The organism is Ectopseudomonas toyotomiensis, assembly GCF_017167985.1.
Classification (GTDB): domain Bacteria; phylum Pseudomonadota; class Gammaproteobacteria; order Pseudomonadales; family Pseudomonadaceae; genus Aquipseudomonas; species Aquipseudomonas toyotomiensis.
On sequence record NZ_CP070505.1, the window covers coordinates 3,680,690 to 3,703,844 of the forward strand.

Genomic DNA, 23,155 nt, shown 5'->3' on the forward strand with positions numbered 1-23,155 from the left:
GCGCGCCATCGTTTGGCCCTTGCTGGGGGCTACGCTTGATTGATCCCTTTATAAGGAGGAGAGCCGTCATGTTCGCTCTGGATTCGCGTCTGCAGCAGGACTGCCTGCTGGTCGGGGATTTTCCCCTGTGTCGTTTGCTGCTGATGAATGACTCCAACTACCCCTGGTTCATCCTCGTGCCTCGGCGTGAGGAGGTCAGCGAGTTGTTCCAGCTCGACGCTGACGATCAGCGTCAACTGTGGCAGGAAACCACGTTGCTGGCAGAGATCCTCAAGGACACTTTTGCCGCCGACAAGATGAACGTGGCCACGCTCGGCAATGTGGTCAGTCAGCTGCATATGCATGTGATCGTGCGCCGGCGTGACGATGTCGCTTGGCCCGCACCGGTCTGGGGGCGGCATCCGGCGCAGCCTTACGCAGGGCAGCAGGTGGGACAGGTCATCGACAAGCTGCGCCTGGTGCTGACCGAGGATTTTCAGTTTGCCGGAGAGCCAGCATGAGCCTCGAGTCGCGGATCATGGAGTTGGAAAGCCGCCTGGCTTTTCAGGATGACACCATTCAGGCGCTCAGCGATGAGTTGGTCGAGCAGAACAGACGCATCGAGCGGATGCAACTGCAACTGACGGTTCTGGCGCGGCGCCAGGAGGAGTTGAGCGGTCAGGCGGGTATTGCCGAAGACGAAGCGCCGCCACCTCATTACTGATATGAAAAAGCCCGGTTTCCCGGGCTTTTCTTTGCGTGCTGCTCAGCGCCGCGAAGGGGCTGCTGCAATCACGTCTTCCGCCTGCAGGCCTTTGTCACGCTGCATGACCGAGAACTCCACGCGTTGGCCTTCGATCAGTACGCGGTGGCCCTCGCCGCGAATGGCGCGAAAGTGCACGAAGATATCGTCACCCGAGTCGCGGGAAATGAAGCCGAACCCCTTGGACGTATTGAACCACTTGACCGTACCAGTCTCGCGATCATCTGGAGTCACGCTGGTGCTGGCGCTGGCTTGTTGCACGGGCGGGCGTCGGTCTGCGCTGCGCGGCTGCGTGCCCAGCTGTGCTGCGAGGCTCAGCGCCACGGCAACGACCAAGGCCAGAAGCGGTAACCAGATGGCGGGTTGGCTACCGATGCTGGGCAGCGGGGCAAGCAGGATCAGGCTCTGTACCACGGCAGCCAGTATCAATAGTGCCGATGACAGCCCCTGCAGTTGTTGCCGCGCGGCGTGAACGTTCTGTTGTTGCGCTGCGGCAAGCAGGTTGAGCAGGCCGATCAGGGCCAGATAAATGGCATCCGAGGTGGTCAGGAGCGAAGTGGAAAAACCGGGGACGGCAGACAGCAGCAGGGCGGCAAACCCTGTCACGAGATGGGCAATCTTCAACATCTTCGATGAACTCACTGATTGAATGATGACTCAAGGTATTGCGGAGAGAGCGTGCTTCAAGGTTGCCAGTCGAACGGCAACGACGCGCGCCGGTATACAGGGTTGGCGACGCCGCAGAGCGGTAATGCGGCGTGCAAGGCTATTTAACAGCAAAGGCGGGGGCTTCTCAAATCAAGCGCTTAGCATCGTTTCGCTGGTAATCGGGTGGACCTGATTGCGCCCGGCGCGTTTGGCTTGATAAAGCGCGTCATCGGCCCGCGTGAGCAGAGATTCGAATGTGTCGCCTTCTTCAGCCATGGCGCAGCCGAAGGATGCGGTAATGCTGTCCAGAATCTGGTCCGTGCGCCTTACCTTGACCCTCAATGACTGGATCTTGTGGCGCAGTTGTTCGGCGAAATCGAGGACTCCGTTGAGGTTGGTGCAGTTACGCAGTACCACACAGAACTCTTCGCCGCCGTAGCGCGCAGCAAAGGCCTCCGGTGGCAGCAGGTCACGCAATAGTTGCCCGACGTGTTGCAGTACGCGGTCACCCAGTGGATGGCCGTATTGATCGTTGAACTGCTTGAAGTGGTCGATATCCAGAATCACCAGCGCCAGGCCCTGCTGTGATTCGTTCAGGGCTCGCTCCAGCAGGCGGGTAAAGGCATGGCGATTGAATACGCGGGTCAGGCTGTCGAGCGTTGCTGCCAGATGCGCGCGTTCCAGCTGGCTGCGCAGATGCGTGATCTCTTGCTGCGCGGCGCGCAGACGATAGAGGAATTTTTCCTGCTGATCCTGCATCAGCTGGGTGCTTTCCTGCAGGTCGCTGAGCACGCTGGGTAGATCGTCGATGATGGGTTCCTGCAGTGCGCTGAGACCCTGGCTCAGGCTCTGCTGGTAGTGCTGGCCGCCAATCACGCTGCGTGAGACGTCGCCTTCGATATCATCGACCAGCTCGATTACCTGCTGTTGGCCGGCGCGAGCTTCCTCCAGCTCGCCGCGGATGATGTAATCGCGAAACAGCCGGCTGGCGGTTTCCGGCGGGAACACGTCGAAGTCCTCGACCACCTTGTCCAGGCGGCGGTTGAGCTCTGGTTCACTGCCTCTGCTGTAGGTGTACCAGAGTGCATAATGTACCGGGTTCGGCGGGATATCGTGGCGCATCATCAGTGGCACGGCTTGCTTCAGGAGCTCGGCCGCCTCGCGGGTTTCTTCCGGATACAGGTCGATGATGCTGGGCGGTTTGGCTGGCTGACTCATGGATGTCGGAAACTCAATGGCGAATGGCCAGAGCATAGATCAGGGCGAGGCTGCATGCCTAATGAAAAGGCCCGGATCACCGGGCCTCTGAGCGTCTCAAGCAGCGAGCAGGCTGCGCAGCATCCAGGCGGTTTTCTCGTGCACCTGCATGCGCTGGGTCAACAGGTCGGCAGTCGGCTCGTCGCTGACCTTGTCCAGCAGCGGGAAAATACCGCGCGCAGTGCGTACGACAGCCTCTTGGCCTTGCACCAGTAGTTTGATCATTTCGTCGGCACTGGGTACGCCTTCCTCTTCCTTGATCGAGGACAGGCGGGCGTAGGCGGCGTAGGTGCCTGGCGCCGGGAAGCCCAGTGCACGGATTCGTTCGGCGATTGCGTCAACCGCCAGCGCCAGCTCGGTGTACTGGCCTTCGAACATCAGGTGCAGAGTGTTGAACATCGGACCGGTGACGTTCCAGTGGAAGTTATGGGTCTTCAGGTACAGGGTGTAGGTGTCAGCCAGCAGGCGCGAGAGGCCTTCGGCGATGGCGGCGCGATCCTGTTCGGCGATTCCGATATTGATTTCCATGGTTTTTCTCCTTTCAGGTGAGCCCGGGGTGTCTATCCCGCAGTGTTGGTGAGAGCCTAACACGCAGGGCTTCGTGATGATCTTGGCTTATATCAATGAAAGCGATGTTTAGAGGCTATTGATAGCGGACGGTTCATTTGCGGCCAATAAATCTCGGCCCTGGCGCGGCGTCAGCCCTGTGCGTGGCGCAATGCCCGATCAGTCGTGCGCCAGCCCCGGCTTCTGCTGCAGGGTGCGATTGAATACCTCCACCCAATGGGCGCTGAATTGCTGTCCGGCAAGGTTGTTGATTTCGAGAATGGCGCGTAGCAATGGGCGTTTGCTCAACGTCTGATGCGCGCGTTCATGGGTCCTCGCGTCAAATGCATCGACGATATGCAGGATCAGTGCGCCTGGGGCTATCTCCCGTTCACGCAGGCCTTTGGGGTAGCCAGAACCATCGGCATGTTCCTGGTGCTGCATGATGATCTCCATGGCCACCGACCAGTCTGGCATGCGTTTGAGCAGGTCGCTGGCCAGGCGCGGATGGCCTTGCATCATGCGACGTTCTTCGCGGCTGAAATGGCTTTGCTTGTGCAGAAGCTCCAGCGGCAGGAAGGCCATGCCGATGTCATGCAGGCAGACTGCGGCCGCCAGTTGCTGCGGCTGTTCGGCGTATCCGCCCGCTGCATTGATACTCAGTGCCAGTTCCAGCAGGCGCAGGTTGCGGCCTCGCCAGTAGGGGGAGCGCTGTTCGGCAGCCTCGGCCAGCGCGCAAAAGAACTGCAGGTCGGGTTGGATCACGATCGCGTGGCGTGCCAGCAGCGCTTCGATGCGGCTAGGTTGCGCTTCTTCGGTGAGCTGCAGGCGAGTGTTGGGGTCTATCTGCTGCAGCAGCTCGAGACGTACCTCGGTCTGTCGCTCATTCGGCGTCATGGCCAGCGCCTGCAGCGCGCTGCACAGCTGGCTGACCTGTGGGCTATCCGGGGCTGTGTCGGCGCCGTCCAGCGCCTGAGCGACCTGGGCACGCAGATGGTCGAGGCTGAGCAGCAGTATGTCTCCGAGCAGGCTGTCGAAGGTCAGGTGTCCCGAGCGCAGGGCATCGAGTACGTCCTCCATGGCTTGTGGCAGCGGCATCAGCTCGTTGAGCTCGACGTAACCCAGATTGCCCTTGAGCGTATGGATCAGGCGAAACAGCTCGCGCAGCCGTTCCGAGCTCTTTGGTGCTCGTTCCAGTTCGATCAGCAGTTGCTCGCAGCGGGGAAACTGCTCGGCTGCGTCGAGGCGGAAGTCTTCCAGCAGATCGCTGGACAGGTCGCTGCGATGGGCTTGGGCCATGGTCATTCTCCAGGCAGGAGGCGCTGTTCATTATAGAAGGCATCTGCCGAGCGGCTGCGTCATGACGATTTACGCTATATAATCCCGCTCTTTATCGAAGCGCGGCGTAGGGTTGGACGTTCGCCGCGGTGTAGCTCCTACCCAGGGCGTTGGGGGCTGCCTGACCTATCCAAGACCTTAGAGAAGCGAAACACGATCATGATGCGCAGCCACTATTGCGGCCAGTTGAACGAGAGCCTGGATGGCCAGGAAATCACCCTTTGCGGCTGGGTACACCGTCGCCGTGACCATGGCGGGGTGATCTTCCTCGATATCCGTGATCGTGAAGGTCTGGCTCAGGTGGTATTCGATCCTGATCGTGCCGAGACCTTCGCCAAGGCCGACCGCGTGCGCAGCGAATACGTGGTGAAGATCACCGGCAAGGTTCGCCTGCGTCCGGCTGGTGCGGTCAACCCGAACATGGCGTCCGGTGCCATCGAAGTGCTGGGCTATGAACTGGAAGTGCTCAACGAAGCGGAAACCCCACCGTTCCCGCTCAATGAATACACCGACGTTGGCGAGGAAACCCGCCTGCGCTATCGCTTCATCGATCTGCGCCGCCCGGAAATGGCCGAGAAGCTCAAGCTGCGTTCGCGCATTACCTCGAGCATCCGTCGCTACCTTGATGACAACGGTTTCCTCGACGTCGAAACGCCGATCCTGACTCGCGCCACTCCGGAAGGCGCGCGCGACTATCTGGTGCCGAGCCGCACCCACGCCGGCAGCTTCTTCGCCCTGCCGCAGTCGCCGCAGCTGTTCAAGCAACTGCTGATGGTGGCCGGCTTCGACCGCTACTACCAGATCGCCAAGTGCTTCCGCGACGAGGACCTGCGCGCCGACCGCCAGCCGGAATTCACCCAGATCGACATCGAGACCAGCTTCCTCGACGAAAAAGACATCATGGACATCACCGAGACCATGGTGCGCAACCTGTTCAAGGAAGTGCTCGATGTCGAGTTCGGCGAGCTGCCGCACATGACCCTGGCCGAAGCCATGCGCCGCTTCGGCTCGGACAAGCCGGACCTGCGTATTCCGCTGGAACTGGTCGATGTGGAAGACCAGCTCAAGGACGTCGAATTCAAGGTCTTCGCCGGCCCGGCCAACGACCCGAAATGCCGCGTTACCGCGCTGCGCGTACCGGGCGGTGCGAGCATGCCGCGCAAGCAGATCGACGACTACACCAAGTTCGTCGGCATCTACGGCGCCAAGGGCCTGGCCTATATCAAGGTCAACGAGCGTGCTGCCGGCGTTGACGGTTTGCAGTCGCCGATCGTCAAGAACATCCCGCTGGACAACATCAATGTCATCCTCGACCGCGTGGGCGCTGTCGATGGCGATATCGTGTTCTTCGGTGCCGACAAGGCCAAGATCGTCAGCGAGGCCCTGGGCGCGCTGCGCATCAAGCTGGGTCATGACCTCAACCTGCTGACCTGCGAGTGGGCGCCGCTGTGGGTCGTTGATTTCCCGATGTTCGAGGAAAACGACGATGGCAGCCTGACCGCCATGCACCACCCGTTCACCTCGCCGAGCTGCAGCCCCGAGGAACTGGAGGCCAACCCGTCTGCCGCGCTGTCGCGCGCCTACGACATGGTGCTCAACGGTACCGAACTGGGTGGCGGCTCCATCCGTATTCATGACAAGGCCATGCAGCAGACCGTGTTCCGCGTGCTCGGCATCAGCGAAGAAGAGCAGCAGGAGAAGTTCGGCTTCCTGCTCGATGCGCTCAAGTACGGTGCACCGCCCCATGGCGGCCTGGCCTTCGGCCTGGATCGCCTGGTGATGTTGATGACCGGTGCCAGCTCGATCCGCGAAGTGATCGCCTTCCCGAAAACCCAGAGCGCAGCCTGCGTCATGACTCAGGCGCCGGGCGTCGTCGACAACAAGTCGCTGCGCGAGCTGCACATCCGCCTGCGCGAGCAAGCCAAGGCCGAATAAGCCTGCAAAAGAAGCCTGGTGATCCCAGGCTTCTTCGTTATGGGGTGGAGAGACTCAAGTGCTTACGCCCCGGCAATTGTGAAACCTTATAGATGGAGTGAGTTATGGCTGGTCATTCCAAATGGGCCAACATCAAGCACCGCAAGGGGCGTCAGGACGCCAAGCGCGGCAAGATCTTCACCAAGCTGATTCGTGAACTGACGGTCGCCGCCAAGCACGGCGGTCCGATCCCGGCGGACAACCCGCGTCTGCGTCTGGCGGTGGACAAGGCGCTGACCAACAACATGTCGCGTGACGTGATCGACCGCGCCATTGCCCGTGGTGCCGGCAACAACGAAGCCGACAATGTTGTCGAGTTCAGCTACGAAGGTTATGCACCGAGCGGCGTGGCGATCATCGTCGAGGTGATGACCGATAACCGCAATCGCACCGCCGCCGAAGTACGCCATGCCTTCACCAAATGCGGCGGCAACCTCGGCACCGACGGCTCGGTCGCCTACATGTTCGACCGCAAGGGGCAGATCAGCTTTGCGCCGGGTGTCGATGAAGATGCCCTGATGGAAGCGGCTCTGGAGGCCGGTGCCGACGATGTGGAAATGGGCGAGGACGGTTCGGGCCTGGTGTCGACCAGCTTCACCGAGTTCCATGCCGTCAACGAAGCACTTAGCGCCGCTGGTTTCAAAGCCGAGGAAGCGGAAATCGCCATGATCCCCTCGATCAGTGCGCCGATTGCCGATCTGGAAACTGCGCAGAAGGTCTTCAAGCTGATCGACATGCTCGAAGACCTGGATGACGTGCAGAACGTCTACCACAACGCCGAAGTCGCCGACGAGATCATGGAACAGCTTGGCTGAAGCAGCTTGTCGCCCGGATGCGTAGGGTGGGCCGGACGGCGATCCGCTTTAGCCCACCCTACGCCCTTCTACGGTTTTCTCTGCTTCCTCAGGTGCGTCACGAGTGACGGCGTATGAGGAGCCCCGTATACTCGCCAACTGGATAAATAGACAGTTGCTGATATGACCCTGATTCTAGGCATCGACCCGGGTTCGCGCATTACCGGCTATGGCGTGGTGCGCGATACCGGGCGTGGTTGCGAGTACGTGGCGTCAGGCTGCATTCGCACGGGTAACGGGCCATTGGCCGAACGTCTGCAAATCGTCTTTCGCGGCGTCAGCGAGGTGATTCGCACCCATGGTCCGGTGACCATGGGTATCGAGCAGGTGTTCATGGCGCGCAATGCCGACTCGGCGCTCAAGCTGGGGCAGGCGCGTGGCGCCGCTATCGTCGCAGCGGTGGAGGCGGGGCTGGAAATCAGCGAATACACCGCGACCCAGGTCAAGCAGGCCGTGGTTGGCACCGGTGCGGCGGACAAGCAGCAGGTGCAAATGATGGTCATGCATCTGCTCAAGCTGGTGCAGAAGCCGCAGATCGACGCCTCCGATGCCCTGGGCATCGCCCTGTGCCACGCCCATCACCGACAGAGTCTCATTCCCCACGGGCTTGCTGGCGCCAAGCGGCGTGGCGGCCGTCTTCGTTTGTAATCGGATTAAAGGAAAACACTGGTGATCGGACGTTTGCGCGGCACTCTGGCGGAGAAGCAGCCGCCGCATTTGCTTCTGGATGTGAATGGCGTCGGTTATGAGCTGGAAGTACCGATGACGACCCTTTATCGTCTGCCTGCGGTGGGCGAACCGCTGACCCTGCACGCTCACCTGGTGGTGCGTGAAGATGCGCATTTGTTGTATGGCTTCTTCGAAAAGCGCGAGCGTGAGCTGTTTCGCGAGCTGATTCGTCTCAATGGCGTCGGTCCCAAGCTGGCGTTGGCGCTGATGTCTGGGCTCGAGGTCGATGAGCTGGTGCGCTGCGTGCAGGCCCAGGACACGGCGGCGCTGGTCAAGGTACCTGGAGTGGGCAAGAAAACCGCCGAGCGTCTGCTGGTCGAGCTCAAGGATCGTTTCAAGGCCTGGGAGTCGATACCGTCCATTGCGCCGTTGGTGGTGGAACCTCAACTGGCTCAGGCAGTCTCAAGCGCGGAGAATGATGCCGTCAGTGCCCTGATATCCCTTGGCTACAAGCCGCAGGAGGCCAGCCGAGCAGTTGCCGCCGTCAAGGAAGATGGTATGAGCAGTGAAGATTTGATCCGACGCGCGCTGCGCGGCATGGTTTAGTGGAACCTTATTGATGATCGAAGCCGATCGCCTGATTACCGCCAGCCCCCGTGAGCGCGAAGAGCAGCAGGACAGAGCCATTCGTCCGCTGCGTCTGGCCGACTACATCGGTCAGCCCGTCGTGCGCGAACAGATGGCACTGTTCATCCAGGCTGCGCGGGGTAGGGTGGAAGCACTCGACCATACGCTGATCTTCGGCCCGCCGGGCCTGGGCAAGACCACCCTGGCCAATATCATCGCCGAGGAAATGGGCAGCTCGATCAAGAGCACTTCCGGCCCGGTGCTTGAGCGACCGGGTGATCTGGCTGCGCTGCTGACCAACCTGGAAAGCGGCGATGTACTGTTCATCGACGAAATTCACCGTCTTTCGCCGGTAGTTGAGGAAGTCCTTTATCCGGCCATGGAAGACTTTCAGCTCGACATCATGATCGGCGAGGGCCCGGCGGCCCGCTCGATCAAGCTGGATCTGCCACCCTTCACCCTGGTTGGCGCCACCACCCGTGCCGGCATGCTGACCAATCCGCTGCGCGACCGCTTCGGTATCGTCCAGCGCCTTGAGTTCTACGGTATCGACGACCTGGCCACCATCGTCTCGCGCTCAGCCGGGATTCTCGGCTTGCCCATCGAGGCCAAGGGAGCCTACGAGATTGCCCGTCGTGCGCGTGGTACGCCGCGTATTGCCAACCGCCTTTTGCGTCGTGTGCGCGATTTTGCCGAAGTGCGCGGTAACGGCCATATCACGCAGCTGACCGCCGATCAGGCGTTGAATCTGCTGGATGTCGACGAGCGCGGTTTCGATCATTCCGACCGCCGCTTGCTGCTGGCCATGATCGAGAAGTTCGACGGCGGTCCGGTAGGGCTCGACAGTCTGGCGGCAGCGATAGGGGAAGAGCGCCATACCATCGAGGATGTGCTCGAGCCGTATCTGATTCAGCAGGGGTACATGATGCGCACGCCGCGCGGGCGTGTGGTCACTCGCCATGCCTACCTGCACTTCGGGCTGAACATTCCCAAGCGCGCTGGCGAGCAGGTCGCTGGCGATCTTTTCGCGGCAGGTGACGAATGACGAAAAAATTGTTACCAGCCCGGATTGGCAAGCAGCAGGCCGGGGACTAGAGTATGCGCGCGCAAAACGGAGTCCAGCCGTTCAGCCACCACTGCCGGGTCTATTACGAAGATACCGATGCGGGCGGCATCGTCTACTACGTCAACTACCTCAAATTCATGGAGCGGGCTCGCACCGAGCGCCTGCGTGAGCTGGGTTATGCCCAGTCGACGCTTGCCGGTGAGGGCCTGTTGTTCGTCGTGCATTCGGCCGAGGCGCGTTATCACGCGCCGGCGCGCCTGGATGACGAACTGGTGATCAGCGCCGAAGTGATCGAATTGAACCGTGCCAGCCTGCGCTTTCGTCAACAGGTCAGGCGGGCTGCGGATGATGCGCTGCTCTGCGAAGGGCAGTTCCTGGTGGCCTGTGTGCGCGCCGACAACTTGAAACCCCGGGCTATCCCCGAAACCCTGCGACACGCGTTCGCCGGGACGCAGGCGCCGGGTCCAATTGCAGCAGGAGAGTAAGCGTGGAAGCTAACGCCGTTGACCATATGTCGATGTGGAGTCTGATCAGTAACGCCAGTCTGTTGGTTCAGCTGGTGATGCTGACCCTGGTGGCCGCCTCGGTCATTTCCTGGGTGATGATCTTCCAGCGCAGCAATGCCATCCGCGCCGCCAAGCGTGCTCTGGACAACTTCGAGGATCGTTTCTGGTCCGGCATCGACCTGTCCAAGCTGTATCGCCAGGCCGGCAGCAACCCCGATCCGGATTCCGGTCTGGAGCAGATCTTCCGTGCCGGCTTCAAGGAATTCTCCCGTCTGCGTCAGCAGCAGGGCGTAGATCCGGATGCGGTGATGGACGGCGTGGCGCGTGCCATGCGTGTGGCCATTTCCCGCGAGGAAGAGAAGCTGGAAACCGCGCTGCCGTTTCTCGCCACTGTCGGCTCCACCAGCCCGTACATCGGCCTGTTCGGTACCGTATGGGGCATTATGAACTCCTTCCGCGGCCTGGCCCAGGTGCAGCAAGCCACGCTGGCTACCGTCGCGCCGGGTATTGCCGAAGCGCTGATCGCCACTGCCATCGGCCTGTTCGCGGCGATTCCGGCGGTCATTGCCTACAACCGTTTCTCTGCCCGCAGCGAGATGCTGATCGGTCGTTACTACACCTTCGCCGACGAGTTCCAGGCCATCCTGCACCGCAAAGTGCACACCTCGGAAGACTAAGGCGAGCGAAGAGGACAGGTTTTAACCATGGCGAGAATTCGCAACAGACGCAAACCGGTCGCCGAGATGAACGTGGTGCCCTACATCGACGTGATGTTGGTACTGCTGGTCATCTTCATGGTCACCGCGCCGATGCTCAATCAGGGCGTCAAGGTCGATCTGCCCAAGGTCAGCAGTGAAGCGCTGCCGCAGGACAACGACGCGCAGGTACTAACCATCTCCATCAAGGCCGACAAGACCTACTACTGGAACATGGGCAGCGAGGTCGACGTCGACACCGAGCAGGAGCGTGCCTCGACCCTCGAGCAGATGACTCAGGCCGTGTCGGCGATCATTGCCGAGAACCGTCGTCAGGGTAAGCAGGTGCAGGTATTCGTGCGCGGTGATCGCACGGTTGATTACGGCACTGTGATGTCGGCCATGGGCGGTCTGCAGCAGGCCGACGTGGGCAACGTCGGACTGATTACCGAGGCTCCCTGATGCAGCAAGCCGAGCGTTCGCAATCGGAAAGCTACTTCTGGCCCGTGGTTTGGGCGGTGGGTCTGCATGTCCTGATGTTCGCCATGCTGTTCGTCAGCTTCGCCTTCACCCCGGAGCTGCCACCGGCGCGCCCAGTGGTGCAGGCTACGCTGTATCAGTTGCAGTCACAGAGCCAGGCCACTACGCAGACCACGCAAAAGGTTGCAGGCGAGGCGCAGAAGACCTCGGCGCCGCAGTTCGAGACCGAGCGGCTGGAACAGAAGAAAGCCGAGGAGCAGAAGCAGGCCCAGGCCGAAGCGCAGAAGGTAGCAGCGGCCAAGAAAGCCGAGGAACAAAAGCAGGCCGAAGAAGCTCGAAAGGCCGAGGCGGCGAAGAAAGCCGAGGCCGATAAGGCCGCTGAGCAGAAGCGTCAGGCGGATATCGCCAAGAAGCGCGCCGAGGAAGAGGCGAAGAAGAAAGCCGCTGAAGAGGCCAAGAAGAAGGCCGCTGCAGAAGAGGCCAAGAAAAAAGCGGCAGCCGCCGAAGCTGCGAAGAAGAAAGCCGCCGAGGATGCACGGCGCAAGGCCGCCGAGGATCAGAAGGCGGCAGCGTTGGCCGAGCTGCTGTCGGACAATGTGCAGAACCAGCAGGCGCTGGCCGAGACTCATGGTGACCAGGTGGCCGGCAACCTCGATGATCTGATCATCAAGCTGATCACCGAGAACTGGCAGCGGCCGATGTCGGCGCGTCGAGGCATGAGCGTCGAGTTGCTGATCCAGATGCTGCCCGATGGCACCGTGACCAACGCCAGTGTATCGCGCTCCAGTGGCGATGCACCGTTCGACAGCTCGGCCGTTGCAGCTGTGCGTAACGTCGGGCGTATTCCCGAGATGCAACAATTGGATCGCGCTACCTTCGACCGTATGTACAGGCAGCGACGCGTTATTTTCAAACCGGAGGATTGAGCTCTGTGAACAACCTGATTCGTATCGCCCTGCTGGGGCTGGTCATGCTGGTCGGTAGCGTCCAGGCGGCCGACCCGCTGGTGATCTCCCAGGGCGCTGACCGCGCCACACCCATTGCTGTCGTGCCGTTCGGTTGGCAGGGTGGTTCGGTACTGCCTGAAGACATGTCGCAGATCATCGGCAACGACCTGCGCAACTCCGGCTACTTCGAACCGATCCCGCGGCAAAACATGATCAGCCTGCCGACCCAGGCCCGCGAAGTGATCTACCGCGACTGGAAAGCGCTCGGCGCCCAATACGTACTGGTCGGCAATATCGTGCCCAATGGTGGCCGCTTGCAGATTCAGTACGCGCTGTTCAACGTCAGTACCGAGCAACAGGTCATGACCGGCAATGTCGGTGGTGGCACCGATCAGTTGCGCGATATGGCTCACCATATCGCCGACCAGTCGTTCGAGAAGCTCACCGGCGTCAAGGGAGCATTCTCCACGCGCCTGCTGTATGTCACTGCCGAGCGCATGGGCACCAACAACACCCGTTACACCCTGCAGCGTTCCGACTACGACGGTGCCCGTGCGGTGACCTTGCTGCAATCGCGCGAGCCGATCCTGTCGCCGTCGTTCGCGCCGGATGGCCGCCGTATCGCATACGTGTCGTTCGAGCAGCGTCGCCCGCGCATCTTCGTCCAGCACATCGACACCGGGCGTCGTGAGCAGATCACCAACTTCGAAGGCCTCAATGGCGCGCCGGCCTGGTCGCCGGATGGCAATCGCTTGGCCTTCGTGCTGTCGCGCGATGGCAACCCGGAAATCTACGTGATGGATATGGGCAGCCGGCAGATGCGCCGTATTACCAACCATTACGCCATCGATACCGAACCCTTCTGGGGTAAGGACGGTCAGACCCTTTACTTCACCTCGGATCGTGCGGGTAAGCCGCAGATCTACAAGACCAACATCAATAGCGGGGCTGTGGAGCGAGTGACCTTCGTCGGTAACTACAACGCCAACCCGAAATTGTCGGCTGATGAGAAGACCCTGGTGATGATTCATCGTCAGGATGGCTTCACCGTGTTCAAGGTGGCTGCACAGGACCTGGAAACCAACCGTTTGCGTATTCTTTCAGACACAAGTTTGGATGAGTCGCCCACTGTTGCGCCCAATGGCACCATGCTAATCTACGCCACCCGCCAGCAGGGCCGGGGAGTCTTGATGTTGGCGTCCACCAATGGACGCGTGAGGCTCCCTCTTCCTACCGCTCAAGGCGAAGTTCGAGAGCCTTCTTGGTCCCCTTACCTGAACTGATGCGGCGCTACACCTTTTTGCTTAACACAACTGGGGTTCATTAGGAGTTACATGATGGAAATGCTGAAATTCGGTAAGTTCGCTGCACTGTCCCTGGCTCTCGCCGTTGCTGTAGGTTGCTCCTCCAAAGGCGGCGACGCTGCTGGCGAAGGCGCTGTTGACCCGAACGCTGGCTACGGTGCCAACACTGGCGCTGTTGATGGCAGCCTGAGCGAAGAAGCTGCTCTGCGCGCTATCACCACCTTCTACTTCGAGTACGACAGCTCCGACCTGAAGGCCGAAGCCATGCGCGCTCTGGACGTACACGCCAAGGACCTGAAAGGCAACGGCGCTCGCGTCGTTCTGGAAGGCCACGCTGACGAGCGCGGTACCCGTGAGTACAACATGGCTCTGGGCGAGCGTCGTGCCAAGGCCGTTCAACGCTACCTGGTTCTGCAGGGCGTTTCCCCGGCTCAGCTGGAACTGGTTTCCTACGGCGAAGAGCGTCCGGTTGCCACTGGCAACGACGAGCAGTCCTGGGCTCAGAACCGTCGCGTAGAGCTGCGTAAGTAAGCTGCCATGCGAGATTGCCGCCGTATCCTGACCCTTCTGACACTCGCCTTGCCGCTTGCGGCGATGGCGGAGGTTCCCGTACTGGAAAGCAGCTCCATGCAACAGGGCAGCAGCTATCCACCGGCGGGTTATGGTACGGCCGGCGCCTACGCCGGAGCGGGTGCGCAAGCACCCGCTTCTGCGCAGGGCATGCTGTTCAACCAGCTTGAGCAGATGCAGCAGGAAATTGCGCAGCTGCGTGGCATGGTCGAAGAGCAGCAGAATGAAATCCAGCGCCTCAAGCAGGAAGGCCTGGAGCGTTACCAGGATCTGGACCAACGCATTTCCTCCGGCGCCGCTGCCGGTGGAGCTCCCGCACAGAATTCAGCCGATGGCGCGGTAAACGCCAATGGCACCCCGACGCCACCTGCCGCACAGCAGCAGGCCAGCGCCGAGCCGGGTGATCCGGCCAAGGAAAAACTCTATTACGACGCTGCCTTTGACCTGATCAAGGCCAAGGACTTCGACAAGGCGTCGCAGGCGTTTAGCGCCTTTCTCAATCGTTATCCCAACAGCCAGTACGCGGGTAACGCGCAGTATTGGCTGGGCGAAGTGAACCTGGCCAAGGGTGATCTGCAAGCAGCCGGTCAAGCCTTTGCCAAGGTCAGCCAGGCCTATCCGAGTCACGCCAAGGTGCCGGATTCGCTGTTCAAGCTGGCCGACGTCGAGCGTCGCCTGGGCAACAACGACAAGGCGCGCGGCATTCTGCAGCAGGTCATCGCCCAGTATCCTGGCAGTTCGGCCGCGCAATTGGCCCAGCGCGACTTGCAGCGGCTGTAAGCCAGCAATTGACGAAAAACCCGCGCTCGTCGCGGGTTTTTCTTATCTGGCCTCACGTGATCCATTAGAATGAGCGCTCGCATGCGAGGTGGGGTTTCAGCTCGGCTGATGTCCTTGTCGCCATGCCTTGTCGAACGTCGGCCGCTGCCGGCGTTCCTGTCTTTCCACGCAACGGAAGCGGATGGCCTGTTTCGTCATCACGCTCGTGGCTACCATGCAAGAAACCCTGCGCATCACCGAGATTTTCTACTCGTTGCAGGGGGAAACGCGTACCGCTGGCTTGCCGACGGTATTCGTGCGCCTTACCGGCTGCCCCCTGCGCTGTCAGTACTGTGACACCGCCTATGCCTTCAGTGGCGGCGAGATCGTCACGCTGGACAGTATCCTCGACCAGGTGGCCGCCTATCGGCCGCGCTACATCTGCGTCACCGGCGGCGAGCCGCTGGCTCAACCCAACTGTATCCCTCTGCTTGCGCGCCTGTGCGATGCCGGTTACGAGGTATCGCTGGAAACCAGTGGTGCGCTTGATGTCTCAGCGGTCGATGCACGGGTCAGCAAGGTGCTCGATCTGAAGACGCCTGGCTCTGCCGAAGTGCAGCGCAATCGCTACGAGAACATCGAGTGGCTGACACGAAACGATCAGGCCAAGTTCGTCATCTGCTCGCGTGAAGACTACGACTGGGCAGTATCCAAATTGATCGAGTATGACCTGGCTGCTCGTGCCGGTGAGGTGCTGTTCTCGCCCAGCCACAAACAGGTCGATGCACGTGCGCTGGCAGACTGGATCGTGGCTGACAACCTGCCCGTACGCCTGCAATTGCAGCTGCACAAGATTCTCTGGAACGATGAGCCGGGACACTGAACATGAACGACAAGAAAGCGGTCATCCTCCTTTCCGGTGGCCTGGACTCGGCCACCGTGGTCGCCATGGCCAAGGCCGAGGGCTACAGCTGCTACAGCATGAGCTTCGACTATGGGCAGCGTCATCGCGCCGAGTTGCAGGCAGCCGAGCGTGTGGCGCGGCAGCTGGGCGTGGTCGAGCACAAGGTGATCGGCCTGAACCTCAATGGTATCGGTGGTTCGGCGTTGACCGATAGCAGCATCGCCGTGCCCGAATCACCCTCCGAAGGCATTCCCGCCACCTACGTGCCAGCACGCAACACGGTGTTCCTGGCGCTGGCCTTGGGCTGGGCTGAGGTGCTTGAAGCGCGTGATATCTTCATTGGCGTCAATGCGGTTGATTACTCGGGCTACCCGGATTGCCGTCCCGAGTTCGTCGACGCCTTCGAGCGTATGGCCAACCTGGCGACCAAGGCGGGTGTGGAAGGGCAGGGCTTTGTCATCCGCGCACCGCTGCAGCAAATGAGCAAGGGCGAGATCATCCAGGCCGGTATGCGCCTGGGCGTGGATTACGCACTCACGGTCTCCTGCTACCAGGCCGATGATGACGGCCGCGCCTGTGGCAAGTGCGACAGCTGCCGCCTGCGTGCAGCCGGTTTCGCTGCTGCCGGTGTGCCTGATGCGACGCGCTACTTCTGAAAAAGTTTTCGCGAAGTGTTGATTTCCTGAATTAAATCAGTATCATGCGCCTCGCGTTGGGTCGTTAGCTCAGTTGGTAGAGCAGTTGGCTTTTAACCAATTGGTCGTAGGTTCGAATCCTACACGACCCACCAGATCGCAAAAGCCAGTCGTGAGACTGGCTTTTTTTTGCTCTCGGAAAAGCCCTCTGGCCGATACTGCCCCGCCTGTGGTGATGGGCAACCAGGGGGTATACTCGCAGCTCGCTCAAGAGCGCCGCAGGTTCGATGATATGACGCAGATTTCCGAACGCCTTCTGGTTCAAGCCCACCTCGATGCCAAACAGCCCAAGCCGCTGACCGCCGAGGAGGAGGCCTTCTATCGCCGCGAAATCGCCGCTGAGCTGAAGAAGCAGAACGCGGTGCTGGTGGCGCACTACTACTGTGATCCGGTGATCCAGGCGCTGGCCGAGGAAACCGGTGGCTGCGTTTCCGACTCCCTGGAAATGGCCCGCTTCGGCAATCAGCACCCGGCTCAGACCGTGGTGGTGGCCGGGGTCAAGTTCATGGGCGAGACGGCGAAGATCCTCAACCCGGAAAAGCGCGTGTTGATGCCGACCCTGGAGGCGACCTGCTCGCTGGATCTGGGTTGCCCGGTGGACGAGTTCTCGGCTTTTTGCGACCAGCACCCGGAGCGCACCGTGGTGGTTTACGCCAACACCTCGGCAGCGGTGAAGGCGCGTGCCGACTGGGTGGTGACCTCCAGCTGCGCGCTGGAGATCGTCGAGAGCCTGATGGACAACGGCGAGACCATCATCTGGGCGCCGGACAAGCATCTGGGCAACTACATCCAGCGCGAGACCGGCGCCGACATGCTGCTGTGGGATGGCGCCTGCATCGTGCATGAGGAATTCAAGTCCAAGCAGCTGCTGGACATGAAGGCACTCTACCCGGACGCCGCCATCCTGGTGCACCCGGAATCGCCGCAGAACGTGGTCGAACTGGCCGATGCGGTTGGCTCCACCAGCCAGTTGATCAAGGCGGCGCAGACCCTGCCGAATTCCACCTTCATCGTCGCCACCGACCGCGGCATCTTCTACAAGATGCAGCAGCTATGCCCGGACAAGACCTTTATCGAGGCGCCAACCGCCGGCAATGGCGCCGCCTGCCGTAGCTGCGCGCACTGCCCGTGGATGGCGATGAATACGCTGGAGCGCGTGCTGACCGGCTTGCGTCAGGGCTCCGGCGAGATTCATGTCGACCCGGCGCTGATTCCCAAGGCGATCAAGCCGCTCAAGCGCATGCTCGATTTCACCCAGGCGGCGCGGATGAAGGTCGCCGGTAACGCCTGATAGGCATGCAGTAAGAAGAAGCCCAGCCAATGCTGGGCTTCTTGCTTTACGTGGCCCGGATGCCATCCGGGAATGGCGAGAGCTCAGTACCCCCGGATGCCATCCGGGCTACGGCAGCACGTCAGCTCAGGTTGCCCAATTCTCCGGCTCGTTGACTACATTGAGCAGCGCGCGCAGGCGGCCATAGTCGCGACCGTTGAAGGCAAAAGCCAGACGGGTCAGGTGGCACAGTTCCGGTTCGTCGCGCTCCTGCTCGCAGTAGGGTTGTTGGGTAAAGCCACCTTCCTTGCACAGGCTGGCGAAGTCACTGTCCAGCTTGGCCAGAGTTGCCTCGTTGAGCGGATGATTGAGGCGAATCACGAAGCGATCCTTGAGCCAGCGGCTGGAGTGGAAGTTGCGGTAGAAGCGCGCGATTTCATCCACCGCCTCTTCGGCGCTGTAGACCAGGTGCATCAGGTTGAGATCGGTAGGCAGGATATAGCCGTTATCGCCAAGCTGACGACGGATGAAGCCCAGTGCATCTTCCCAGTAGCTACCGCCCGGTTGGTCGAGCAGTACCACGGGCACCAGCGGGCTCTTGCCGGTCTGGATCAGGGTCAGCACTTCCAGCGCTTCGTCGAGGGTGCCGAAACCGCCGGGGCACAGCACCAGGCCATCGGCCTCCTTGACGAAGAACAGCTTGCGCAGAAAGAAGAAGTGGAACGACAGCAGGTGATGGCTACCGCGCATGGTCGCGTTGGCGGTTTGTTCGAAGGGCAGGGTGATATTGAAGCCCAGGCTGCTTTCCGCACCGGCGCCTTCATGGGCTGCTGCCATGATGCCGCCACCGGCACCCGTGACCACCATCAGATCGCGATATGCCAGTAATGCGCCGAGCTCGCGAGCCTGCCTGTACAGAGGATGATCGGGTGGTGTTCGTGCCGAGCCGAATACCGTGACCTTGCGTCGCCGTTTCAGTTGTTCCAGCACGCCGAAGGCATGCTCCATCTCACGCAGGGTCTGCATCATGATCTTGGCGTCCCAGCGGTTACGATCCGCCTGGGCCATATGGATCACCGTGGTGAGCATTTCACGGTACAACGCCAGGTTGGGGCTGTTGCTCGGGGTTGCCAGAGCTACCAGCTCCTCCACCTTGCTGCTCAGGTCGACCTCGCTGGTTTGCACGTGGCGCGACAGATAGTCGTCCGGTTCAAAGGGCATGGAAACTCTCCTCTTCTTGGCCTGTGAGAGGCGAGTAGCCTCTCGCGGTGGCCGGTTCCTTGATTATGGAGTGTTGAGCAGCTTGCCACAGGCAGTCTGCCGTTTCGTTGCCAGCTTTTCGTAAGCGCCGATTACAGGGCGATCTGTTCACCGGGTTCGGGAATGTTGGCGATCCAGTTCAGGCGTTCGCGCAGAGCGGCTTGCAGGGCCTGCATCTTCTCCAGCTCACCGTGCACCAGGTACAGCTCGGGGTGATGCGCGAACCGGCTGGCCCAGTCGAGCAGTTGCGTTTGCCCGGCGTGCGCGGAGAAACCGCCCAGGGTATGCACCTTGGCCTTCACCGCGATGCGCTGGTGCAGCACCTTGACCGTTTCCGCACCGTCGACGATCAAACGACCCAGCGTGCCCTTGGCCTGGAAACCGGGGAATACCAGGTGGCAGTTCTCGCGCCAGAGATTGTGCTTGAAGTGATGGACGATACGCCCACCATTGCACATGCCGGCACCGGCGATGATGATCGCGCCGCTCTTGATCCGGTTGATAGACATCGATTCTTCGGCGGTTGGCGTGCAGCGCAACACTGGCAGCCAGTCCTCGACTCGCTTGACACCCTTGGCTGCCAGTGCCGCGCGATCGGTAGCCGCGAACTGGTCATGAAAGCGGCTGTAGATGGCGTTGGCGCGGATCGCCATGGGACTGTCGAGGAACACGGCCTGCTGTGGCAGACGGCCTTCCTGATAGAAGCGGCCAAGGTAATAGATCAGATCCTGGGTGCGGCCGACGGCGAACGACGGGATCAGCACGTTGCCGCCTTCCTTGTGCGCCTGTTGCAGGATGTCGGCCAGCTCCTCCAGGGTTTCGTCGCTGGGGCGATGGTCACGGTCGCCGTAGGTCGACTCCATCAGCAGCACATCTGCCTGGTTCAGTTGCGTCGGCGCTTGCATCAGCGGCGAGCAGGTGTTGCCCAGGTCGCCGGAGAACACCAGATGACGGTGCAAATGGTGATCCTCTACCTGCATCTCGACGATGGCCGAGCCGAGGATATGGCCGGCATTGTGGAAGGTGACCTGCACGCCCTTGGCAACCTCGACCGCTGTGCCGTAGGCATGCGCGCGGCGCTGGCTGAGCGCCTGCTCGGCATTGGCGATGGTGTATAGCGGCTTGACCGCCGGCTTGCCCTGGCGTGCGCGCCAGCGGTTTTCCCATTCGGCGTCCTTCTCCTGCAGGAAGGCCGAATCCAGCAGCATCAGCTCGAGCAGTTCGCAGCTGGCCTCGGTGGCGTGGATCGGGCCGCGATAGCCTTCGGCGACCAGGCGCGGCAGCAGCCCGCTGTGATCGAGGTGGGCGTGGGAGATCACCACCGCATCCAGGCTGCTCGGGTCGAAAGGAAATGCACTGCGGTTCAGATCCTCTTCCTGGCGGCGTCCCTGATGCATGCCGCATTCGAGAAGCACCTTGGCGCCATCGCGGCTTTCCACCAGGTAACAGGAGCCGGTGACCTGTTGAATCGCGCCGAGAAAAGTGAGCAGAGCCATGGTTTTTTCCTTGTCGTGATCTTGAGACGAGTCTGCCGCTTCGAACCGGAGCGAGTCTTGATGCAGGTCAGCGGGTGCCTCGTAGCGATACCTAAACTGCAGGCAAACATTCAGGAGAGCACTCATGACCCAGCTATTGCCCGACGCTGCCACCTTGGTTCAGCACGCCCAGCAATACCCCGACTTTGCCCGCTGGCAAGCTGGCCACGGACCTGTCCAGCATAGTCCGCAGACCTGCGCTGCGGTCTTTCGTCTTGCCCATCAGCTGGTGCAGGGCGGTTTGCAGCCTGACTTGCCGAGCGTTTACCGCCTGATGCACGCGCTGGATTCGCTGACCGCAGCCGGTCTGTGGCTGGTGGTGCACATGACCTATGCGCGACGCGTGAGGTTCGATGGCCAGCCGCTGCAGGCCGATGATTTCAAGGAGGTGCCGGAAGGGCATACCGGTGGCGCGCTGAACATGGTGCCGGCCTATGCCGGCTACCTGGCACTCAATGCCCTGACCGGTGAGACGCGCGGCTGGTTGATGGGGCAGGGCCATTGCGTGGCAGCAATCGAGGCGCTGAACCTGCTGACCGGCAACCAGCATCCAGAGCAGGCCGCGCGCTACGCTTGTGATGAGGCGGGCATGAGCCGCCTGGCGGCGGATTTCTACAGCTACGCCCAGGCGGCGGACGGCAGCCCTGGCGTGCCGTTGGGCAGTCACGTCAATCCGCATACCGCTGGCGGTATCGCCGAAGGCGGATACCTCGGCTTCGCTGAGCTGCAGTACGCGCATCTGCCATTGCCGGGGGAGAAGCTGGTGGCGTTCCTGTCCGACGGCGCCGCCGAGGAGCAGCGCGGCAGCGACTGGATGCCGCGCTGGTGGCGTGCCGAGGATTGTGGCGTGGCGCTACCGGTGATGATCGCTAACGGCCGGCGTATCGAGCAGCGTACTGAGCTGGGTACATTGGAGGGCCTGGAAGGGTTTCGTCGGCACCTGCGCGGTTGCGGCTTCGATCCCCTGAGTTTCGATGGGCGTGATCCGGCAGCTTTCGTCTGTTCGCTGTGGGAGATGGAGCAGCGCCTGACGCATCGAGTGGGTGAACTCAACCGCGAGCTGATCGGTTATCCCTTGCCGATGCCCTACGGCATTGCCGAAACCACCAAGGGCTATGGTTTCTTCGGCGCTGGCAGCAACGCCGCTCATAACCTGCCGCTACCGGCTAGCCCGGCTCTCGACGCGCAGGCGCGCGAGCTGTTCAACCAGCATGCTGCGGCCTTGTGGGTAGAGCCGCAGACGTTGTCCTACGCCTGCAATCTGTTCGCCAGCCGCAAGGGTCGTGTGCTGGAACGGGACAACCCGCTGGCACGGCGTCAACCGTCGCAACCGGTACAGCCGGCGCTGCATTTTCATGATCGGCCCTGTTCGCCCATGAGTGCGCTGGATCGTTATTTCGTCGATCTGGTGCGCTCCAACCCGCAGTTGCGGCCGCGTGTCGGCAACCCGGACGAATTGGCCAGCAACCGTCTGAGCGGTGTGCTGGCAGCGCTCAAGCATCGCGTCAGCCAACCCGAGAGCGAGTTGGAGTCGCTACATGGCGCGGTGATCACCGCACTCAATGAGGAGGCCGTGGTATCAGCCTGTCTCGCCAATCAGGGCGGCCTGAATCTGGTGGCCAGCTACGAGGCGTTTTGCGTGAAGATGCTCGGCGCCGTGCGCCAGAGTCTGATCTTCGCACGCCAGCAGAAGGAGGCGGGGCGTCCAGCCGGCTGGCTGGGCTGGCCGCTGGTGGCCACTTCGCACACCTGGGAGAACGGCAAGAACCAGCAATCGCATCAGGACACCACCTTCTGCGAGGCACTGCTGGGCGAAATGCACGATGTCATGCGCGTGCTGTTGCCGGCCGATCACAACTCGCTGCTGGCCCTGCTGCCTGGCATCTATCAGGAGCGCGGCCGGCTTGCGTGCCTGGTGGTAGCCAAGCGTGAACAACCCTGCGCCTTTACAGTCGAACAGGCTAAGCAACTGGCCCGTGATGGAGCATTGCTGGTCGATGCGCAGGGCGAGGGCGAGCCAGTGCTGCTGATTGCCAGTGGCAGCTATCAGCTGCGCGAGATGCGCCGCGCCGCCGTTCGTCTGAGTGAGCAGGGTGTGGCCTGGCGTCTGATTTACTTGCAGGAACCGGGACGCTTTCGTGTACCGCGCGATGCCTGGGAGGCCGCCAGCGTGGCCAGCGCAGCTCAGCGTGAGGCGCTGTTCCCGGTAGCCTGTCGGCGGCGCGTGCTGCTTAGCCACATGCGCCCGGAAGTGGCCTTGGGGCATCTGGCGACGGTGCTGGGCGATGCCGCTACGTGCCGCGCGCTTGGTTACCGCAACCGTGGTGGCACGTTCGACGAAGCCGGCATGTTGTTCGCCAATGGCTGTACCTGGGCACACGTGCTGCAGAGTGTGGCCGAGGTGCTCGGCGTATCGGTCGACGCCTGGCTGACGGCTGTGGAACAGGCGGCTCTGGCAGGGAGGGGGGATGCTCGCTCCTTGCGTTGAGTCGGCTGAATGGGTCGATAG

General features: G+C 61.4%; 24 protein-coding genes and 1 tRNA gene. 19 read left to right on the plus strand and 6 right to left on the minus strand.

Annotated features, from left to right (window positions below; genetic code table 11):
* Window positions 1-68: 68 nt before the first annotated feature.
* Window positions 69-500 carry an HIT family protein gene (locus JWV26_RS16885; RefSeq protein ID WP_072422779.1) on the plus strand — a complete coding sequence of 144 codons (432 nt, stop codon included), beginning with the start codon at window positions 69-71 and terminating at the stop codon, window positions 498-500.
* Window positions 497-703, plus strand: coding sequence for a SlyX family protein (locus tag JWV26_RS16890; protein ID WP_004423461.1), 207 nt, complete (start codon window positions 497-499; stop codon window positions 701-703). Before JWV26_RS16885 ends, JWV26_RS16890 begins: the two co-directional genes overlap by 4 nt.
* Before the next feature lie 42 nt (window positions 704-745).
* Here the strand turns inward: JWV26_RS16890 and JWV26_RS24640 are convergent, their stop codons facing one another.
* From JWV26_RS24640 to JWV26_RS16910, 4 genes are all read right to left on the minus strand, one after another.
* Window positions 746-1,369: a cold shock domain-containing protein membrane protein gene (locus tag JWV26_RS24640; RefSeq protein ID WP_420890273.1), complete on the minus strand. Its 624-nt coding sequence runs from the start codon at window positions 1,367-1,369 to the stop codon at window positions 746-748.
* Window positions 1,370-1,540: 171 nt separating this feature from the next.
* Entirely contained in the window at window positions 1,541-2,608 is a 1,068-nt protein-coding gene (locus tag JWV26_RS16900) for a GGDEF domain-containing protein (RefSeq protein WP_196456945.1), read from the minus strand.
* Window positions 2,609-2,704: 96 nt separating this feature from the next.
* Window positions 2,705-3,175: a Dps family protein gene (locus tag JWV26_RS16905; RefSeq protein WP_072422775.1), complete on the minus strand. Its 471-nt coding sequence runs from the start codon at window positions 3,173-3,175 to the stop codon at window positions 2,705-2,707.
* A gap of 198 nt (window positions 3,176-3,373) precedes the next feature.
* A complete protein-coding gene (locus JWV26_RS16910; RefSeq protein ID WP_206417383.1) occupies window positions 3,374-4,492 on the minus strand; it encodes an HD domain-containing phosphohydrolase in 1,119 nt (372 codons plus the stop codon).
* A gap of 198 nt (window positions 4,493-4,690) precedes the next feature.
* Between JWV26_RS16910 and aspS the strand changes: the two genes are divergently transcribed.
* From aspS to nadA, 16 genes are all read left to right on the plus strand, one after another.
* Window positions 4,691-6,466 (plus strand): aspartate--tRNA ligase, encoded by a 1,776-nt coding sequence (aspS, locus tag JWV26_RS16915; protein ID WP_206417384.1) that lies wholly within the window; start codon window positions 4,691-4,693, stop codon window positions 6,464-6,466.
* A gap of 104 nt (window positions 6,467-6,570) precedes the next feature.
* On the plus strand, window positions 6,571-7,320 hold the full coding sequence (locus tag JWV26_RS16920) for a YebC/PmpR family DNA-binding transcriptional regulator (RefSeq protein ID WP_079784356.1): 750 nt from the start codon (window positions 6,571-6,573) through the stop codon (window positions 7,318-7,320).
* Between the two features lie 162 nt (window positions 7,321-7,482).
* A complete protein-coding gene (gene ruvC / locus JWV26_RS16925; RefSeq protein WP_072422771.1) occupies window positions 7,483-8,007 on the plus strand; it encodes a crossover junction endodeoxyribonuclease RuvC in 525 nt (174 codons plus the stop codon).
* 21 nt (window positions 8,008-8,028) lie between these two features.
* The gene (gene ruvA / locus JWV26_RS16930; protein ID WP_031306450.1) at window positions 8,029-8,634 is read left to right on the plus strand and encodes a Holliday junction branch migration protein RuvA; all 606 of its coding nucleotides are present in this window, start codon (window positions 8,029-8,031) and stop codon (window positions 8,632-8,634) included.
* 13 nt (window positions 8,635-8,647) lie between these two features.
* Complete coding sequence (ruvB, locus tag JWV26_RS16935) at window positions 8,648-9,700, plus strand: Holliday junction branch migration DNA helicase RuvB (RefSeq protein ID WP_072422769.1); 1,053 nt, start codon at window positions 8,648-8,650, stop codon at window positions 9,698-9,700.
* A 53-nt stretch (window positions 9,701-9,753) separates the two neighbouring features.
* Window positions 9,754-10,206 (plus strand): tol-pal system-associated acyl-CoA thioesterase, encoded by a 453-nt coding sequence (ybgC, locus tag JWV26_RS16940; protein ID WP_074913233.1) that lies wholly within the window; start codon window positions 9,754-9,756, stop codon window positions 10,204-10,206.
* A gap of 2 nt (window positions 10,207-10,208) precedes the next feature.
* Complete coding sequence (gene tolQ, locus JWV26_RS16945; RefSeq protein ID WP_072422767.1) at window positions 10,209-10,904, plus strand: protein TolQ; 696 nt, start codon at window positions 10,209-10,211, stop codon at window positions 10,902-10,904.
* A gap of 27 nt (window positions 10,905-10,931) precedes the next feature.
* On the plus strand, window positions 10,932-11,384 hold the full coding sequence (tolR, locus tag JWV26_RS16950; protein WP_021488348.1) for a protein TolR: 453 nt from the start codon (window positions 10,932-10,934) through the stop codon (window positions 11,382-11,384).
* Entirely contained in the window at window positions 11,381-12,328 is a 948-nt protein-coding gene (gene tolA, locus JWV26_RS16955) for a cell envelope integrity protein TolA (protein ID WP_206419227.1), read from the plus strand. The genes tolR and tolA overlap by 4 nt, the downstream gene beginning before the upstream one ends.
* A 5-nt stretch (window positions 12,329-12,333) precedes the next feature.
* On the plus strand, window positions 12,334-13,632 hold the full coding sequence (gene tolB, locus JWV26_RS16960; RefSeq protein ID WP_206417385.1) for a Tol-Pal system beta propeller repeat protein TolB: 1,299 nt from the start codon (window positions 12,334-12,336) through the stop codon (window positions 13,630-13,632).
* A 54-nt stretch (window positions 13,633-13,686) separates the two neighbouring features.
* Window positions 13,687-14,184 carry a peptidoglycan-associated lipoprotein Pal gene (gene pal / locus JWV26_RS16965; protein ID WP_003241687.1) on the plus strand — a complete coding sequence of 166 codons (498 nt, stop codon included), beginning with the start codon at window positions 13,687-13,689 and terminating at the stop codon, window positions 14,182-14,184.
* 6 nt (window positions 14,185-14,190) lie between these two features.
* Complete coding sequence (ybgF, locus tag JWV26_RS16970) at window positions 14,191-15,003, plus strand: tol-pal system protein YbgF (protein ID WP_079784354.1); 813 nt, start codon at window positions 14,191-14,193, stop codon at window positions 15,001-15,003.
* Window positions 15,004-15,217: 214 nt separating this feature from the next.
* Complete coding sequence (gene queE / locus JWV26_RS16975) at window positions 15,218-15,865, plus strand: 7-carboxy-7-deazaguanine synthase QueE (protein WP_206417386.1); 648 nt, start codon at window positions 15,218-15,220, stop codon at window positions 15,863-15,865.
* A 2-nt stretch (window positions 15,866-15,867) separates the two neighbouring features.
* A complete protein-coding gene (gene queC, locus JWV26_RS16980) occupies window positions 15,868-16,542 on the plus strand; it encodes a 7-cyano-7-deazaguanine synthase QueC (RefSeq protein WP_206417387.1) in 675 nt (224 codons plus the stop codon).
* A 58-nt stretch (window positions 16,543-16,600) separates the two neighbouring features.
* Window positions 16,601-16,676: transfer RNA gene (locus JWV26_RS16985), tRNA-Lys, on the plus strand.
* Between the two features lie 137 nt (window positions 16,677-16,813).
* The gene (gene nadA, locus JWV26_RS16990) at window positions 16,814-17,872 is read left to right on the plus strand and encodes a quinolinate synthase NadA (protein ID WP_003241694.1); all 1,059 of its coding nucleotides are present in this window, start codon (window positions 16,814-16,816) and stop codon (window positions 17,870-17,872) included.
* 126 nt (window positions 17,873-17,998) lie between these two features.
* Here the strand turns inward: nadA and JWV26_RS16995 are convergent, their stop codons facing one another.
* Window positions 17,999-19,072, minus strand: coding sequence for an LOG family protein (locus tag JWV26_RS16995; protein WP_093049095.1), 1,074 nt, complete (start codon window positions 19,070-19,072; stop codon window positions 17,999-18,001).
* Window positions 19,073-19,203: 131 nt separating this feature from the next.
* Window positions 19,204-20,607 carry an MBL fold metallo-hydrolase RNA specificity domain-containing protein gene (locus JWV26_RS17000; protein ID WP_206417388.1) on the minus strand — a complete coding sequence of 468 codons (1,404 nt, stop codon included), beginning with the start codon at window positions 20,605-20,607 and terminating at the stop codon, window positions 19,204-19,206.
* Window positions 20,608-20,731: 124 nt separating this feature from the next.
* Here JWV26_RS17000 and JWV26_RS17005 point away from each other — a divergent pair, with 124 nt between their 5' ends.
* Window positions 20,732-23,134 carry a phosphoketolase family protein gene (locus tag JWV26_RS17005; protein ID WP_206417389.1) on the plus strand — a complete coding sequence of 801 codons (2,403 nt, stop codon included), beginning with the start codon at window positions 20,732-20,734 and terminating at the stop codon, window positions 23,132-23,134.
* Window positions 23,135-23,155: the final 21 nt, after the last annotated feature.

Coding starts and splice junctions, on each gene's coding strand:
- ybgF (WP_079784354.1), top strand. CDS start 14,191: ATGCGAGATTGCCGCCGTATCCTGACCCTTCTGACACTCGCCTTGCCG.
- ruvB (WP_072422769.1), top strand. CDS start 8,648: ATGATCGAAGCCGATCGCCTGATTACCGCCAGCCCCCGTGAGCGCGAA.
- queC (WP_206417387.1), top strand. CDS start 15,868: ATGAACGACAAGAAAGCGGTCATCCTCCTTTCCGGTGGCCTGGACTCG.
- JWV26_RS16910 (WP_206417383.1), bottom strand. CDS start 4,492: ATGGCCCAAGCCCATCGCAGCGACCTGTCCAGCGATCTGCTGGAAGAC.
- JWV26_RS16995 (WP_093049095.1), bottom strand. CDS start 19,072: ATGCCCTTTGAACCGGACGACTATCTGTCGCGCCACGTGCAAACCAGC.
- aspS (WP_206417384.1), top strand. CDS start 4,691: ATGATGCGCAGCCACTATTGCGGCCAGTTGAACGAGAGCCTGGATGGC.
- nadA (WP_003241694.1), top strand. CDS start 16,814: ATGACGCAGATTTCCGAACGCCTTCTGGTTCAAGCCCACCTCGATGCC.
- JWV26_RS16905 (WP_072422775.1), bottom strand. CDS start 3,175: ATGGAAATCAATATCGGAATCGCCGAACAGGATCGCGCCGCCATCGCC.
- ybgC (WP_074913233.1), top strand. CDS start 9,754: ATGCGCGCGCAAAACGGAGTCCAGCCGTTCAGCCACCACTGCCGGGTC.
- JWV26_RS24640 (WP_420890273.1), bottom strand. CDS start 1,369: ATGTTGAAGATTGCCCATCTCGTGACAGGGTTTGCCGCCCTGCTGCTG.
- JWV26_RS16885 (WP_072422779.1), top strand. CDS start 69: ATGTTCGCTCTGGATTCGCGTCTGCAGCAGGACTGCCTGCTGGTCGGG.
- queE (WP_206417386.1), top strand. CDS start 15,218: ATGCAAGAAACCCTGCGCATCACCGAGATTTTCTACTCGTTGCAGGGG.
- pal (WP_003241687.1), top strand. CDS start 13,687: ATGGAAATGCTGAAATTCGGTAAGTTCGCTGCACTGTCCCTGGCTCTC.
- tolR (WP_021488348.1), top strand. CDS start 10,932: ATGGCGAGAATTCGCAACAGACGCAAACCGGTCGCCGAGATGAACGTG.
- JWV26_RS16920 (WP_079784356.1), top strand. CDS start 6,571: ATGGCTGGTCATTCCAAATGGGCCAACATCAAGCACCGCAAGGGGCGT.
- ruvC (WP_072422771.1), top strand. CDS start 7,483: ATGACCCTGATTCTAGGCATCGACCCGGGTTCGCGCATTACCGGCTAT.
- JWV26_RS17005 (WP_206417389.1), top strand. CDS start 20,732: ATGACCCAGCTATTGCCCGACGCTGCCACCTTGGTTCAGCACGCCCAG.
- JWV26_RS16900 (WP_196456945.1), bottom strand. CDS start 2,608: ATGAGTCAGCCAGCCAAACCGCCCAGCATCATCGACCTGTATCCGGAA.
- JWV26_RS17000 (WP_206417388.1), bottom strand. CDS start 20,607: ATGGCTCTGCTCACTTTTCTCGGCGCGATTCAACAGGTCACCGGCTCC.
- JWV26_RS16890 (WP_004423461.1), top strand. CDS start 497: ATGAGCCTCGAGTCGCGGATCATGGAGTTGGAAAGCCGCCTGGCTTTT.